General features: G+C 43.8%; 14 protein-coding genes. 4 read left to right on the forward strand and 10 right to left on the reverse strand.

The window, feature by feature from the left end; all coding sequences use genetic code 11:
• Positions 1-19: 19 nt before the first annotated feature.
• Both polA and TH606_RS04975 read left to right on the forward strand, forming a co-directional pair.
• Positions 20-2,731, forward strand: coding sequence for a DNA polymerase I (gene polA, locus TH606_RS04970; RefSeq protein ID WP_068541822.1), 2,712 nt, complete (start codon positions 20-22; stop codon positions 2,729-2,731).
• Entirely contained in the window at positions 2,728-3,417 is a 690-nt protein-coding gene (locus TH606_RS04975; protein ID WP_068541823.1) for a flagellar brake protein, read from the forward strand. The genes polA and TH606_RS04975 overlap by 4 nt, the downstream gene beginning before the upstream one ends.
• Here the strand turns inward: TH606_RS04975 and TH606_RS04980 are convergent.
• The 9 genes from TH606_RS04980 to TH606_RS05020 form a co-directional block, all read right to left on the reverse strand.
• On the reverse strand, positions 3,414-4,178 hold the full coding sequence (locus TH606_RS04980) for an RNA methyltransferase (protein WP_231887739.1): 765 nt from the start codon (positions 4,176-4,178) through the stop codon (positions 3,414-3,416). The genes TH606_RS04975 and TH606_RS04980 overlap by 4 nt on opposite strands.
• 2 nt (positions 4,179-4,180) lie before the next feature.
• A complete protein-coding gene (locus TH606_RS04985) occupies positions 4,181-5,149 on the reverse strand; it encodes a beta-ketoacyl-ACP synthase III (RefSeq protein WP_269451044.1) in 969 nt (322 codons plus the stop codon).
• Positions 5,150-5,160: 11 nt separating this feature from the next.
• On the reverse strand, positions 5,161-6,180 hold the full coding sequence (plsX, locus tag TH606_RS04990; protein WP_068541846.1) for a phosphate acyltransferase PlsX: 1,020 nt from the start codon (positions 6,178-6,180) through the stop codon (positions 5,161-5,163).
• A gap of 9 nt (positions 6,181-6,189) precedes the next feature.
• A complete protein-coding gene (gene rpmF, locus TH606_RS04995) occupies positions 6,190-6,378 on the reverse strand; it encodes a 50S ribosomal protein L32 (protein WP_068541825.1) in 189 nt (62 codons plus the stop codon).
• Between the two features lie 27 nt (positions 6,379-6,405).
• Complete coding sequence (locus TH606_RS05000) at positions 6,406-6,942, reverse strand: YceD family protein (protein ID WP_068541826.1); 537 nt, start codon at positions 6,940-6,942, stop codon at positions 6,406-6,408.
• Between the two features lie 552 nt (positions 6,943-7,494).
• Positions 7,495-7,998: a peptide deformylase gene (gene def, locus TH606_RS05005; RefSeq protein ID WP_068541827.1), complete on the reverse strand. Its 504-nt coding sequence runs from the start codon at positions 7,996-7,998 to the stop codon at positions 7,495-7,497.
• Positions 7,999-8,037: 39 nt separating this feature from the next.
• Positions 8,038-8,985, reverse strand: coding sequence for a branched-chain amino acid ABC transporter permease (locus tag TH606_RS05010; RefSeq protein ID WP_068541828.1), 948 nt, complete (start codon positions 8,983-8,985; stop codon positions 8,038-8,040).
• Positions 8,982-9,854, reverse strand: a complete 873-nt coding sequence (locus tag TH606_RS05015; protein WP_068541829.1) for a branched-chain amino acid ABC transporter permease — start codon at positions 9,852-9,854, stop codon at positions 8,982-8,984. The genes TH606_RS05010 and TH606_RS05015 overlap by 4 nt, the downstream gene beginning before the upstream one ends.
• A gap of 98 nt (positions 9,855-9,952) precedes the next feature.
• Entirely contained in the window at positions 9,953-11,092 is a 1,140-nt protein-coding gene (locus TH606_RS05020) for an ABC transporter substrate-binding protein (protein ID WP_068541830.1), read from the reverse strand.
• A 76-nt stretch (positions 11,093-11,168) separates the two neighbouring features.
• Between TH606_RS05020 and TH606_RS05025 the strand changes: the two genes are divergently transcribed.
• Entirely contained in the window at positions 11,169-11,615 is a 447-nt protein-coding gene (locus TH606_RS05025) for a hypothetical protein (protein ID WP_068541831.1), read from the forward strand.
• A 169-nt stretch (positions 11,616-11,784) separates the two neighbouring features.
• Here the strand turns inward: TH606_RS05025 and TH606_RS05030 are convergent, their stop codons facing one another.
• Complete coding sequence (locus TH606_RS05030) at positions 11,785-13,371, reverse strand: hypothetical protein (protein WP_068541832.1); 1,587 nt, start codon at positions 13,369-13,371, stop codon at positions 11,785-11,787.
• 149 nt (positions 13,372-13,520) lie between these two features.
• On the opposite strand from TH606_RS05030, the gene TH606_RS05035 reads away from it, so the two are divergent.
• Complete coding sequence (locus tag TH606_RS05035) at positions 13,521-13,823, forward strand: chaperone modulator CbpM (RefSeq protein ID WP_068541833.1); 303 nt, start codon at positions 13,521-13,523, stop codon at positions 13,821-13,823.
• Positions 13,824-13,905: the final 82 nt, after the last annotated feature.

A 13,905-nucleotide genomic window follows, 5' to 3' on the forward strand; every position in this document is an offset into this window, starting at 1 on the left:
TGCAAACTGGTAGGGGGTTATGGCTCAAAAAAATCTATTTCCCAAAAAACTACCTTTCAGAGATGACCGGGCGCCTATTTTTGTTATTGACGGAAGTTCCTTTGTTTACCGGGCTTATTACGCTATAAGGGGGCATCTCTCAAATCGCAAAGGTCTTCCCACTAAAGCCGTCTTTGGCTTTACCCAGATGCTTCTTAAGCTTTTACGTGAAATGAACCCTGAATATGTGGTGGTGTGTTTTGACGCTAAAGGGCTAACTTTTCGCCACGATATGTTTAAGGATTACAAGGCCAACCGCCCTCCCATGCCAGATGACCTTTCTGTCCAGATTCCTTACATCAAAGAGATAACCAGGGCCTTTGGGGTACCAATCCTTGAGATAGAAGGCTATGAAGCTGATGACTTAATAGCGGCTATTGCTAGTCGTATGGATCGTCCAATTGTAATTGTTGGCGGAGATAAAGATTTATTTCCTCTCATTTCAGAAAGGGTGGTTATCTGGGATCCTATGAAAGACGAATTGATTGACAAAAAAAAGATAAAAGAACGTTACGGGGTTGAGCCTCAAAAGCTTATTGATGTAAGGGCTCTTGCAGGAGACAGTATTGACAATGTTCCTGGAGTCCCTGGTATTGGTGAAAAAACTGCTTTAAGACTGATAAAAGAATACGGCTCTTTAGAAGAAGTTTTAAACCATGCTGAAGAGATAAAACAGAAGCGCCTGCGAGAAAATCTTATCAAACACGCTGGTGATGCCCTTATTTCTAAAAAACTCGTGGAACTTAACGACAAAGCCCCTATCCCTCTTGAGATTGATTTTTACCGCAAACGCCCGGTAAATACTTTAAAACTTAGAGAACTGTTCCTTGAGCTTGACTTTAAAAAACTTTTAAAAGAGCTTCCTGCTACCAAAACCATTTCTTATGAGCAGTATAAACTGGTTCTTGATTTTGAAAAAGTTAAAGAAATTGTAGAAAAAGCCAGAAAAGCTAAAGTTTTAGCCCTTGATCTTGAGAGTGATACCAAAGATCCTATGCGAGGAAAAATAGTGGGTGTTTCTTTGTGTTTTGAGCCTCCTAAGGCATATTATTTCCCTTTTAGACACGAAGGCCTTGAGGCCCAGAAACAACTTCCTTGGGAGGCTTTTAGTAATCTGGCAAGCCTTATTGAAGATTCTTCAGTCAAAAAAGTCGGGCATAATATCAAGTATGACCTAATTCTTCTTGCTCGCTACGGTGTAACTTTGAAAGGCCTTGAAGGGGATACCATGCTGGCTTCGTACCTCTTTGACCCCACCCGTCGCACCCATGGCCTTGACGAGCTATCTGAAGAACTCCTGGGACACACCATGATTTCTTATAAAGAAGTCACTAAAGAACTTGCCAAGGAGGAAAGTTTTGCCAGGGTTCCCCTGGAAAAGGCGAAAGTTTATGCCTGTGAAGATGCTCATGTGACTTATCTTCTTTACGAGTACTTCTGGCCCAGGCTTAAAGAAGAAACGCTCTGGAAAGTCTTTACGGAAATTGATAGGCCTTTAATTGAAGTGCTGGCCTATATGGAAATGGCTGGCATTAAAATAGACACTGCTTATCTCAAAGAATTTTCCCGGGAAATAGCTGAGAAATTGAAAAAGCTTGAAGAAAAAATTTATGCGGTAGCCGGTGAGAGATTTAACATTAATTCTAGTAAACAGCTTGGCTACATTCTCTTTGAGAAATTGAAACTTCCCAAAGTCAAAAAGACTCCTAAAAAGACGGCTTTTTCTACAGACAACGAAGTCCTTGAAGAACTTTCTTTACATCACGAGCTTCCGCGTCTGGTTCTGGAATACCGGACCCTAGCCAAGCTCAAATCTACCTATGTTGACGCCCTACCCAAGATGGTTAATCCTGAGACTGGCCGTCTTCACACTTCATTCAATCAGACGGTTACAGCCACCGGGAGGCTTTCAAGCAGTGACCCTAATCTCCAAAACATACCGGTACGCGGCGAAGAAGGGCTTAAGATTCGCCAGGCCTTTGTACCAGAAAAAGGTTTTCTTTTTCTTTCAGCTGATTATTCCCAGATTGACCTGCGTGTTTTAGCCCACTATTCAGAGGACGAAACTTTAATAAAGGCCTTCTGGCAAGGGGAAGACATTCATCGGCGCACTGCGGCTGAAATTTTTGGGATTTCTCCTGATGAAGTGACCCCTGAGATGCGTCGCATGGCCAAGACCATAAACTTCGGTATTGTTTACGGCATGAGCCCGTACGGCCTGGCCAAAGAATTAAAGATTGGCCGTCGCGAGGCCAAGGCCTTTATTGAGCGTTATTTTGAACGTTACCCCGGGGTTAAGCGCTACATGGAACAAATCGTGGCTGAAGCCAGAGAAAAGGGCTATGTGGAGACTCTTTTTGGCCGTAAAAGGCCTCTTCCTGACATCAATAGCCCCAATCGCACTGCGCGTGAATTTGCCGAACGCACCGCTATAAATACCCCTATTCAGGGGACCGCCGCAGATATCATCAAACTTGCTATGATAAAGATTCACCAGGTTTTTAGGGAAAAAGGCGTTGGCACCAGGATGCTTTTGCAAGTGCACGACGAACTTCTTTTTGAAGTACCGGAAAAAGAGATTGAAGAAATTAAGAAAATTGTCCGACAAATCATGGAAGGGGTAGTTGAGTTAAAGGTTCCTTTGAAAGTAAATCTAGCTATAGGGAGAAATTGGGCAGAGGCAAAGGCATGAGCTGGCAGTATTTTGACCAGGGTTACGAACGCACCACTGATAAAAGAATTATAGAAATTTTGCTAAAAGACTTAAAAGAAAACGCTTACTGGGTGCAGTTTGCCACGGCAGGGTTTCGTTCTGGCCCAACTATTCTGGTTAAAGTCAATAAGAACAGGCTTTTTTTTGATTTACCCCGCCCTTGGCGTGACGACTTAAAAATTGCCAGAGTTATCTATCAGGACGGAGATAAGATCCATCATTCATTTAAAGTTAGAATATTGGGGACGGATTACGAAGAAAATCTGGTTATCACTGATATCCCAAAAGAATACTTCCGCCTGGAAAGACGGCGCTTTTACCGGGTAAGCACCCCTGATGGTTCTAAGGCCATCTTTGAATATAAGGGAAATGAATATACTGGAGATGTAGTTGATATAAGTGCCTGTGGTATGGCCATTATTCTTCCTAGGAAAGATACTATCCCGGTAGGAGATTTGATAGAAAATCTGGTTTTAAAACTAAATCTTTCTGCCAATAAACCTTATGACCAGGAACTACGGGTGGCTAAAGCTAGAGTGGCTAGGGAGATGCATCGCGGGCCTAAAAAACTTTACGGCATAGAATTTCTTTTTGATAATGAAAGGGAAAGAGAGCCCTTTTTGCGTTATACCATCCGCCGTGAAATAGAATTGAGAAAGCCCTAATTGTTAGAAGTTTTGTCTTTCTTTTGTAAATGCCAGAGCAGGTTGCGGCAAAAGCCCTGGATAATGCGCACTTCCTGCGAGGTAAGTTCAAGGCGCGAAAGAAATCGCCTGATAGTGGTCATCCAGAGGGTTACATTATCATGGGGCACATAGTCAATGGTTTCAAGGGTTTCTTTTAAAATACGATACATGGGTTCAAGTTCAGCTGAAGTAGCAAGCTTTGGCTTTTTTAATGATACTTCTATTTCATAATTGAAAAGCTCGTAAAGGATAATTACTACGGCCTGGGCCACATTCAGAGAAGCGGCTTGAGTAGTAGGGATGGTGACTACCTTGTGGCAGAAATAAAGGTCTTCGTTAGTAAGCCCCCAGCGTTCATTACCGAAAAGGACAGCTATCTTATTTTCAAGGGATAGCTTCACCAGTTCAGGGGTTGCTTCTTTTATGGTTTCAAATACTTTGCGCTGGCGGCCAAGACGCCCGGTAGTTCCTACTATATAGTTGAAAGGAGCCAGGGCCTCTTCCAGATTTTCAAAAATTTTCATGTTTTCAAGGACAGGGAGCCCACTTTTAGTGGCCATGGCTCGCATTTTTTCCTGATCAAGGTTTTTAGGCCGAACAAGGATAAGATCTCTTACGCCAAAATTGGCACAGGCCCTGGCAGCTGAGCCAATATTTTCGGGATAAAGGGTTTCCACTAAAACCACCGCTATATTTTCCATTTTAGCGGCAGTTTTTTGGGCCTGGGGACGAATCTGCATAGCTACCAGCGGACAAGGGCACTGGCCCAGGTGAACCCCCCACCAAAGGCCACCATAAGTACCAGGTCTCCTGGTTTTAGGCGGTCTTCTTCCTCAGCCTCGGTTAGGGCTAGGGGAATACTTGCCGCTGAAGTGTTACCGTATTTGTGCAGGTTTACGTAAACCTTTTCGGGGGGAAGGCCAAGCCTTTCGCGTAGGGCCTCAATTATTCTGATATTGGCCTGGTGTGGTACAACCAGCGTTAAGTCTTCAGGAGAACATTTATTCTTTTCAAGGGCCTCAAGGGCTACTTCTTCCATGGCCCTTACCGCGTGTTTGAAGACCTCTCTCCCCTGCATGCGAATGAAGTATTCTTCACGGGGTAAATCTTCACTACAGGGTGGATAAAGAGAGCCACAGCCCTTTACCGTTAAAAGATGCCAGAGGCTTCCGTCAGCGTGAAGATGAGTAGATAAAACACCTCGGTCTTTTTCAGGGCCAGTTAAAACCGCTGCTCCGGCCCCATCACCAAAGAGTACACAGGTGGTGCGGTCTTCCCAGTTGACTTTGTGAGAAAGTACTTCACTGCCTATAACCAGAATTTTTTTGCCTGGATCTACCCTTATGAATTGGTCAGCCAGAGAAAGGGCGTAGATAAAGCCAGAACAGGTGGCAGCCACATCAAATGCGCCAGCGTTTTTAGCGCCAAGCTGGTCCTGCACCAGCACCGCCACCGAAGGCATGAGATAATCGGGGGTAAAAGTAGCTACGATGATTAAATCTAGTTCCTCGGGAGCAATTTGGGCTTTTTTTAAAGCCTTTTTAGCGGCCTCTACCGCTAATTTACTGTTTGATTCTCCAGGCCCTACGATGCGTCTTTCTTTTATTCCGGTTCGCTGAGTTATCCACTCATCGCTGGTGTCAACTATTTTTTCAAGGTCCTGGTTAGTTAATACGCGCGAAGGTAAGGCAATTCCCAAACCTTTAAACATGGCCCCTGTTTTCATCTTTCACTATCCTGTGCTTTCTGGGATTGGGTTTCTATTTCCAGAGCTTCTTTAATCTTAGCGGTGATATTTTGTTTAGCAAAACCCAGGGCGGTGCGCAGGGCATTTTTAATGGCTTTGGCATCTGAACGGCCATGGGTGATGATAACCTCTCCGTTTACCCCCAGAAGAGGGGCTCCCCCTCTTTCGCGCCAGTCAATAAACCTCTTAAATTTTTTGAGAGCAGGCCTGGCTAGAGTGAATCCCAGCACGGCTAATTTGTGCTTTTTTATTTCTTTGGTCATCATGGCCATAAGAGCTTCGGCCAGCCCTTCAGAGAGCTTTAAACAAACATTTCCTACAAATCCATCACACACAATAACTTCCACATCACCCTGATAAAAATCACGGCCTTCAATGTTGCCTGCGTAGTTGAGTTTACTTTGTTTCAAAAGGTCATGCGTTTGTTTGACTAAAGTGTTGCCTTTACCGCTTTCTTCTCCAATAGAGAGAAGACCAATTCTTGGAGATTTGTAGCCGAGAATTCTTTCGGCAAAGACATTTCCCATGTAAGCAAACTGCAAAAGGTGCCTGGGTTTACAATCTACATTGGCGCCAGAGTCAATAAGAACGGCATAACCTTTAAGGGTAGGGAGAACGGTGGCAATAGCTGGCCTTGAGACGCCTTTTAATCTACCCAGCACAAAAAGGGCCGTGACCAATACAGCTCCAGAGTTTCCAGCACTCACTATAGCCTTAGCCTCTCTGGCTTTTACCAGCTCAAAGGCCTTTCTGATAGAAGAATCAGGCTTATTGCGAAGAGCCTCTATAGGAGACTCATCCATACCAACTATCTGGCTGGCAGGAATAATTTTTAGACGTTTATGAGATTTTTTTTTGAGCAGGGGACTTAAAATTTCTGGTTTACCTACCAGATAAACCCCTAATTCGGGAAATTCTTTAACAGCCCAAAGCGCTCCTTCTATGGTGGCCTGGGGGGCAAAGTCACCCCCCATAGCGTCCAGGGCTACCCAAATAGCCACTTTCTAAAACTCCTCTTCCTCCATGGTTAGGAATACTTTTCCTCTATAAGTGCCGCAGGATGGGCAAATACGGTGAGGAAGTTTGGGTGACTTACATTTGGGGCATACACTTACCGCTGGAGCTTTTAGGCTTTTGTGAGCGCGACGCATGCCACGACGAGAACGAGAAGATTTTCTCTTGGGTACAGCCATTTTTATCAAACCTCCTTTCTTCCTAAACTAGCCCGATGAGGCCATGAGCTTTTTCAGAACCGCAAAGGGGGATTCTCGCACGTCTCTTTTACATTGGCAAGCCCCTTCGTTCAAATCCTTGCCACAAATAGGGCATAATCCTTTACACTTTTCATGACAAAGCTTGCGCATGGGAATAGCCAAAAGTATTTCTTCACGGACTACTTCGTCAACCTCTATGGTGTGACCGTCAAAAAAGATGACGTCAAGGTCATCTTTGGTAAGCCTTAGCTCTTCTTTCAGGCGGGAAAGTACAGCCCGCGGTTCAAGTAGCACGTCTATTCTTCCCTTTATAGGGAAGGGGAATTCTTTGAGGCAGCGGTCACAGGGGAGGGCTACTTCTGTCTCCACCTGGCCGGTGATTTTTACGTCAATCCCCCAGCGCTGGAGATGGACACTGGCCCTTATAGGCTTCAAAATAGAATAGCAATCTCTTATAAGCTCTCCGCGCTTGTCTTCAAAGCCTATGTCCAGGCCTTCAGGGGGAATGTCTTCAAATTTAATCTTCAATTCTTCTCTATTCATGGCTTTACCTTTTGTCACAGAACAAAATGAATTTCTTGCAAGAATTTAAAGGAACAAACTAATTTTACTGCAAATTTGTCTTAAATAAACCCCTGTAACTTTTTTGTCACCACCAGGGCTATTAATGAGAGCCTCTCTTTACCTAAATTCCCGCTTAAGGAAAAGAGCGTGATATTAACCTGACCGACCGCCAGCAGGCACAACAAATTGTAGGCTTTGACCACGCACAGGAATCTCTTTAAATGAAGCTGGTGATTATTGGTTGATGTTTTTACAGGAATGTTTGCTAAAATTTTTCTAAAGTTAAGGAATATCTTTTCCGAAAAAAATATTAGGATAAAAAATTTCTTGACACCTTAAAAAAGTTAGATAGCATTATATATGGTCTTTGGGCCATGGAAGCCCTTGGGATTTATCCCAGGGGCTTTTTTGTTTTTTGATAAAAGGAAAATGATGGGGGATGGTGTCTGGTTTTGTTTGTCCAGCGGGCCGACCTTCCAAAAAAATCTCGCCCGCCCCTCCCGCAGAGATTTAGGCGGCCCGCTGGTTTTTTTATTTAGGGCGGTGTTTTTTCCACCAGCGTTTAAAAAGGTTTTTCTTAAGTGGGGATAGATAATCTATGTAAAGCCTTCCATTCAGGTGGTCTAGCTCATGCTGGACAGCCTTGGCACCAAGGCCTTCAAGTTCCATTTCAAACGGATTCCCGTCCCGGTCAAGGGCTTTTACTAAAACTTTGGTCTTACGTTTTACTTTGGCGCTATATCCAGGAATACTCAGACAACCCTCTTCTTCTATTGTTTCGCCTTCGGCTTCTACTATTTCAGGATTGATAAAAACTAAAAGCTCAGGGGAGCCTTCCCGCTGTTTTAAGTCTATAATAAAAAGCCGTTTTAATTCACCTACCTGATTGGCTGCTAGCCCAAGGCCCTTGGCTTCATACATAGTTTCAGCCATGTCATCTATCAGGGCCTGCAATTCTCCGTTTATTTCTGAAACCGGCTTAGCCGTCTCCCTTAATATTGGATCCCCTAAAATACGTATCTTTCTTTTGGCCATAATGTTTAAACCATACTAAAAAGTTAGAAAATTTAAAGTCTAAGTAGCTATTTTGTGTCTAAATTGACCTATCCACTTACCTAAACCTTTAAACAATCCCTCTGGTAAAAATATCATAATTAATACCAAAATGGCTCCAAAAACCAGGACATCATAATCTTCGAAGACCGTAAGTACTTCAGGAAGAATAGTAAGTACGGCTGCTCCTAAAAGCGCCCCCCAGAGACTGGCAACTCCTCCGATAACAACCATAGTTACCAGCTTCACCGAATGAAGAAAGGTAAAACTGGTAGGAGCAATAAACATGGCAAAGTGGGCGTATAAGCTTCCCGCCAGGCCGGCCAGTGCGGCCGAAAGTAGAAAAACAATTAGCTTCAAACGATTAGTGTCGTAGCCCAAAGAGACTGTAGCAGCTTCGCTGTCGTGAATGGCAAGAAGACCTCTGCCAAAAGGAGAATGAGCCAAATGTAAGGCCCCAAGCAGCGCCAGGAATAAAATGCCGCCAAAAAGGAAATAATACTCACGACTTTCCATAAAAACCTTACCCAGAATTTCTAGCGGAGGTATTCCAACTAATCCAGAGGGGCCACCAGTTAAAGAGATAAGCTCTTTGAAAAAGATATAGACAATGACGCCAAAACCCAGGGTAGCCATTGCTAGATAATGGCCCTTTAACCTTAAGGCAGGAAGGCCTATCATTAGCGCCGCTATAAAAGTCACTAGCTGGGCTACTCCCAGGGCTGGCAAGCATCCCCAACCAAATTTGGCCGTTAATATCCCTGAGGTATAAGCCCCTAGCCCGTAAAAAGCAGCATGCCCCAGTGAAACCTGGCCGGCATATCCCATGAGCAAAGAAAGGCCTATAACAATTAGGCCTTTTAAAAAGAGGATATTCAAAATATTGAAGTAGTAATCATTATGGTTCAAAAAACCTATGGTCAAAATAACTACGGCCAGAAAAGTAAGGGCTAGATATTGGTTCTTCATAGTTTTTTTGTCGCCCCTTTTCCGAAAAGACCTTCAGGTTTCAATAATAAAACCAGTATAAGGATTACAAAGGCAGCGGCGTCCTTGTAAGCCGAAGAAATAAAACCTGCAGCAAAGGCCTCTAAAAGGCCCAAAACAAAGCCACCTACAACGGCTCCAAGCCCTGAGGTAAGGCCTCCCAGAACCGCGGCACTGAAACCTTTAAGCCCCAAAAGGGTTCCCATATCGTAAGTGGCAAAGGTAATAGGAGATATCACCACCCCTGCTACCGCCGAGGTAGCGGCACTCAAGGCAAAGGCCAGCAAGACCAGAGGTTCCACTTTGATACCCACCAGCCGCGCGGCCAGGCGATTGACCGCCGAGGCCCTCATGGCCTTTCCCACCATGGTTTTTCGGAAAAAAAGCTCCATTAAAAGTACGCAAATTAAAGTAGCGATAAGTACCAAAATTTTTTGAGGAACGATAGTTGCCCCCAAAAGATGGATGGGCGTATCACCCAAAAAGCTGGGGACAGAAAGGGGGTCTTTCCCCCAGGCAAACATAGCCACGCCTTTTATTAATATAGAAAGGCCAATGGTGATAATAATAAGAGTTATATGGCTGGCGTGGCGAGCAGGATAAATAGCCAGCCTTTCCATGATTATACCAATCAGGGCAACAATACCCACCGAAAGAAAAAAGGCCAGAGGAATAGGCAGGCCCAGGGCACAAAAAGTAGCCATAAACATGGCCCCAAGCATTACAAATTCACCTTGGGCAAAGTTTATGACCTCGGTGGCATTGTAAACTATGGTGAAACCAAGGGCGATGAGGGCATAAATAGCCCCGTTTGTCAGACCGGAAAAAATAAACTGTATTAATTCACTCATTTGTTCTTCCGTCAAAAAGCGGAAGTGACTTTATTACAGGATTTTAAATTGGCAACCCTTTAAAAAAGAAAGGGGAGCTTAAAGCCCCCCTTGTCATGCTATTTTATTAATTGCCAGTCGCCATTTTGGATGCGGATTAGAACAAAAGCTGTTTTCTCATCAAGACCATTATGGTCAGTAGGAGACATGTTAAATATGCCGTGGATGCCCACGATACCTCTTAAGTTTTCAAGGGCCTCACGGATTTTAGCCCGGTCAGCCCCGGCTTTTTCAAGGGCTGCCTTTAAAAGCAAGAAGGCATCGTAAGCATGCCCTCCGAAGGCTGAAGGTTCTTTGCCAAAACGGGCTTTATACCTGGCAATATAGTCAAGTAAGAGTTTCTTTTGGGGGTCATCGTCTGGAAGCTGGTCTGCCACTAAAATTTTGCCAGCTGGAAGAATTATGCCTTCAGCGGCATCGCCGGCAAGTTCTATAAATTTCTTAGAGGCTACGCCGTGGCTCATAAAAAGCTGCTGTTTCATACCAAGCTGTTTCATATTCTTAGCCACAATAGCTGGCCCGGGGTTTGTTCCCCAGCAAATAACAGCATCGGGGTTTTTGCTCCTTATACGGGTAAGCTGAGGGGTCATATCAGTGTCTTTAGGGCCAAAAAGTTCATCAGCTACAATTTCAATGCCATATTCTTTAGCCAGGGATTTGAGCTCTTCTCTTCCGCTCTGACCAAAACCGTTTGAAACAGTAATAATGGCTACTTTTTTAATACCATTAGCCTGACAGTACTCATAAATTTTTTTAACAGCCAGGCGGTCGCTTTGGGCAGTTTTAAAAACCCAGGGTTTTACTGGTTCTACTATTTTAATACCAGCAGCACAGGAAATAAGCGGGACTTTGTATCTCTCTACAAAGGGAACTACCGCCAAAGTAGTACCAGTGCGGCTTGGGCCAATTATGGCAAGAACTCTGTCCTGCACAATGAGCTTAGTAACCTTTTTAACGGCATTAGTTTCTTCACCTTCGGTGTCATAAACCACCAGTTCTACAGGATGGCCATTTATGCCTCCGGCCTTGTTTACTTCGTCAACCAGCATAACCAGGGTGTTACGCTCTGGTTCACCAATAAAAGAGGTTGGCCCGGTGATAGAAAAAAGCGCACCTATTTTATAAGGTTTTCCTGCCCATACACTGGTGCTTACCAGCAGAAAAGATACTAAAATAAAAGATAGTAAAAATTTCTTCATACAACTCCTCCCCTTGTAATTAATTTTTGGACATAATAGCTAAAAATTTATACTTTTTCAAAAAGGATTTGACAAAATGATAAAAGTTTTTATTTATCCTAACCGTATAGCCATTGGTGAACTCGGAAATTTCAGAGGCAGAGAAGAAACCATTTGCTGGATTGCCGCTTACAAAGAAAAACTACCTGAAGTGTCTCAACTGGTTAAACCCAATTTTTTCTTGTTTTTGAACTTTGACGATATCACAAGCGAAAAAGAAGCCCTTATTTTTGGCTTAACACCCTTTGACGAAGTTATGGCCGAACTTACAGCTGAAACTTTAATTGCCGCCTTAAAGGCCCAGTGTGAAAATTTTATATTTTCCTGCGATGCCGGTATAAGTCGTTCTGCGGGTATGGCCGAAGCCTTTTGTGTGTTTTTAAAAGAGCAGGGAAAGGCCTACCAAAAATTTGCCCACCGCCACACCAGCCCCAATCTCCTGGTTAAAGAAAGGCTTTTAAAAGCCCTTAAAATGCTAGCCTAATTATCTAAGAGACCTTTGCAAAATATCTCCCCGAGACCGCTTTACTTGTCCCGAGCGAAGCCAGGGATCTCCTCGCAGTGACAGTTGGGTTGTCATTGCGAGCCCTTTCCCGGGTCATTGCGAGCCACGAAGTGGCGAAGCAACCTCTTCCTTTAAACCAAATGACTTATTAGTAGCTAAGGTCTCTCATTAATTGGGGCAAAGGAACTTTAAAAATTTTGGTCTCCCCTTCCCCTTTAAAGAAGTCCCCTTCAACCACCGCTATATAAACGCTGTCTTTATAACTGAATACTGCCTGGGTTGTCCCCTGAAAGCTCTCTTTCCACAAAAAGAACTGGTAACCTTCACGGGTGTAAAATAACACCGCCACGGTAGAACGTTTGGCTCCTGAAAGAATCCCTCCGAGGAGCCCGTATTCGTTATAAGGAATAAACACCCTCGGCCAGCCCTGCCACAGGGTTACCCATGGATTAGGCCAGATAAGGACCTTTTTAGGGGTTTTAATTTCTGGCTCAGGGTTGTCCATAAAGACATATTGAACCCCTGCGCCGAATTTAATGTTAGAACTCCAAACTTTTTTCTTGCCCTGATAAATCACCAGCTTACGCCCCACATTGAAAAACCCTGTTTCTAATTGTCTGTCTAAGTTAAGGTCTGCCCAAAAGGCCCCAAATATTCTAAAACCAGAAGGAACGTCTAACCTATTTTTTCGTTTAAGGCTTTCGCCTTCAATGGTAAAAACATAAACACCAGGGCCATAAAATTCTTCGTCATCAAAACTCTGGCCAATGAGGGTTTCTTTTACGCCGTCTAAATTAAAGTCAAAAAAGCGAAGAATATAAGGCGAATCCTTGGTAACTTTTAAAAAACTTGCCCCGGTAAACTTGATAAGGCGGGACTTGACACGTTTGCCGTCAAAAATATTTATGGCAATGAGGCCATTTGGCCCTATAGAAAAATTCACCAAGTCACCAAAGCCTTTATATTCGTAAACAAAGTGTTCCCGACCTTTTAGACGCTGGAAATAAATCTTCTTTTTGGTAAGAGAGGCAAGAAATAAGGCCTGCCCCATGGGGGCTACATCAAGGTGATAAACAATCTCTCGCAAGCGCCCTACAAGTTTATAAGGCCTGGCCTGAGGGCCAAATCCCGGCCTTTGAAAGACCCTTTGCTCAGATAGACTATAAACCCCCAGGATATGGTCATTACTATAAAAATAAAGAAGCCCATTTTCTGCAACAAAAAGTACTCTTTCCTTCCCTGCTGGTATCATCTCACGGGAGGTTATTTGCTGATAAGGTTGCCAGTTTAATTTGGGATAGGTTGCCCTTAATCTTTCATAAACAGGGAAGGCCTTGCCCGTTAAATCAAAAAAGAAAGCCGGAACCCCTGCCAGGCGTTCAGCCCGAGCCCCGGTTGAAACCGCACAACCTGGTGAAAAACAAAAGACCTTTAAAACGGCATACGCCGGGAAAACCTGAACCACCTGGGCCCGAGCAACTGGCTTTTCCTGATACCCCAAAACTTTTCCGGTATCAGGGTCAATTATTGGTTTACCTGGTTGATAAACCAGCCACCACTCCCCTATTTTTAAGCCCTGGTTGGCACCGAGATTCAAATAAAATTGGCCTTGCTGAACAATAATTTTCCCTGAAAGAGGAGGAAAATCTTTAAAAAGTTGGTCAATAGGCGGGGCAGCCAAAGAGAATCTGGCAAAGGCTAAGATACCTATCAATAATATGAAAAATTTTTTCATAAAAAGCCTCCCGAGTTTAATTGCCTAAACTTTAGGCCAAAATTTATAGTTAGGCAAAAACTTTTTGAACCGGAAATAAAAAGCTTTAATTGCCTTTCACCTGAGAAGGATTAATTTCTATAGAGGAAATTTAAGTCGGAGGCACAAAGATGGCGATATATTATGAAATGAAAATTATTTGTGAAAAAATAGGCCTTACCCCTAAAACCCTGCGCGTGTGGATAGAAGAAGGGCTCATTTCTCCCCGTCAGGAAGGCAGACGTTATATCTTTGACGAAGAGGACTTAAAGCGTCTCCTTCTAATCAGACGATTAAGAGATGATTTAGGGGTAAATCTCGCAGGCATTGACATTATTTTACAGCTACTTGATAGAATACAGGAACTCGAAAAAGAGGTTGAGCGTCTTAAAGATGCTCTGGGAGAAGGTTGTCCTCCAAGGCTTATGAGCTAAGTCCTTTACAGAAATTTGCCCTTTGCTGGGCCGGAGGCCTTTTTCTGGCCTGGGAAAGGGCTTTTTTCCTTGCTCCCTTATT

The organism is Thermodesulfatator autotrophicus (genome assembly GCF_001642325.1).
Taxonomy (GTDB): Bacteria; Desulfobacterota; Thermodesulfobacteria; order Thermodesulfobacteriales; family Thermodesulfatatoraceae; genus Thermodesulfatator; species Thermodesulfatator autotrophicus.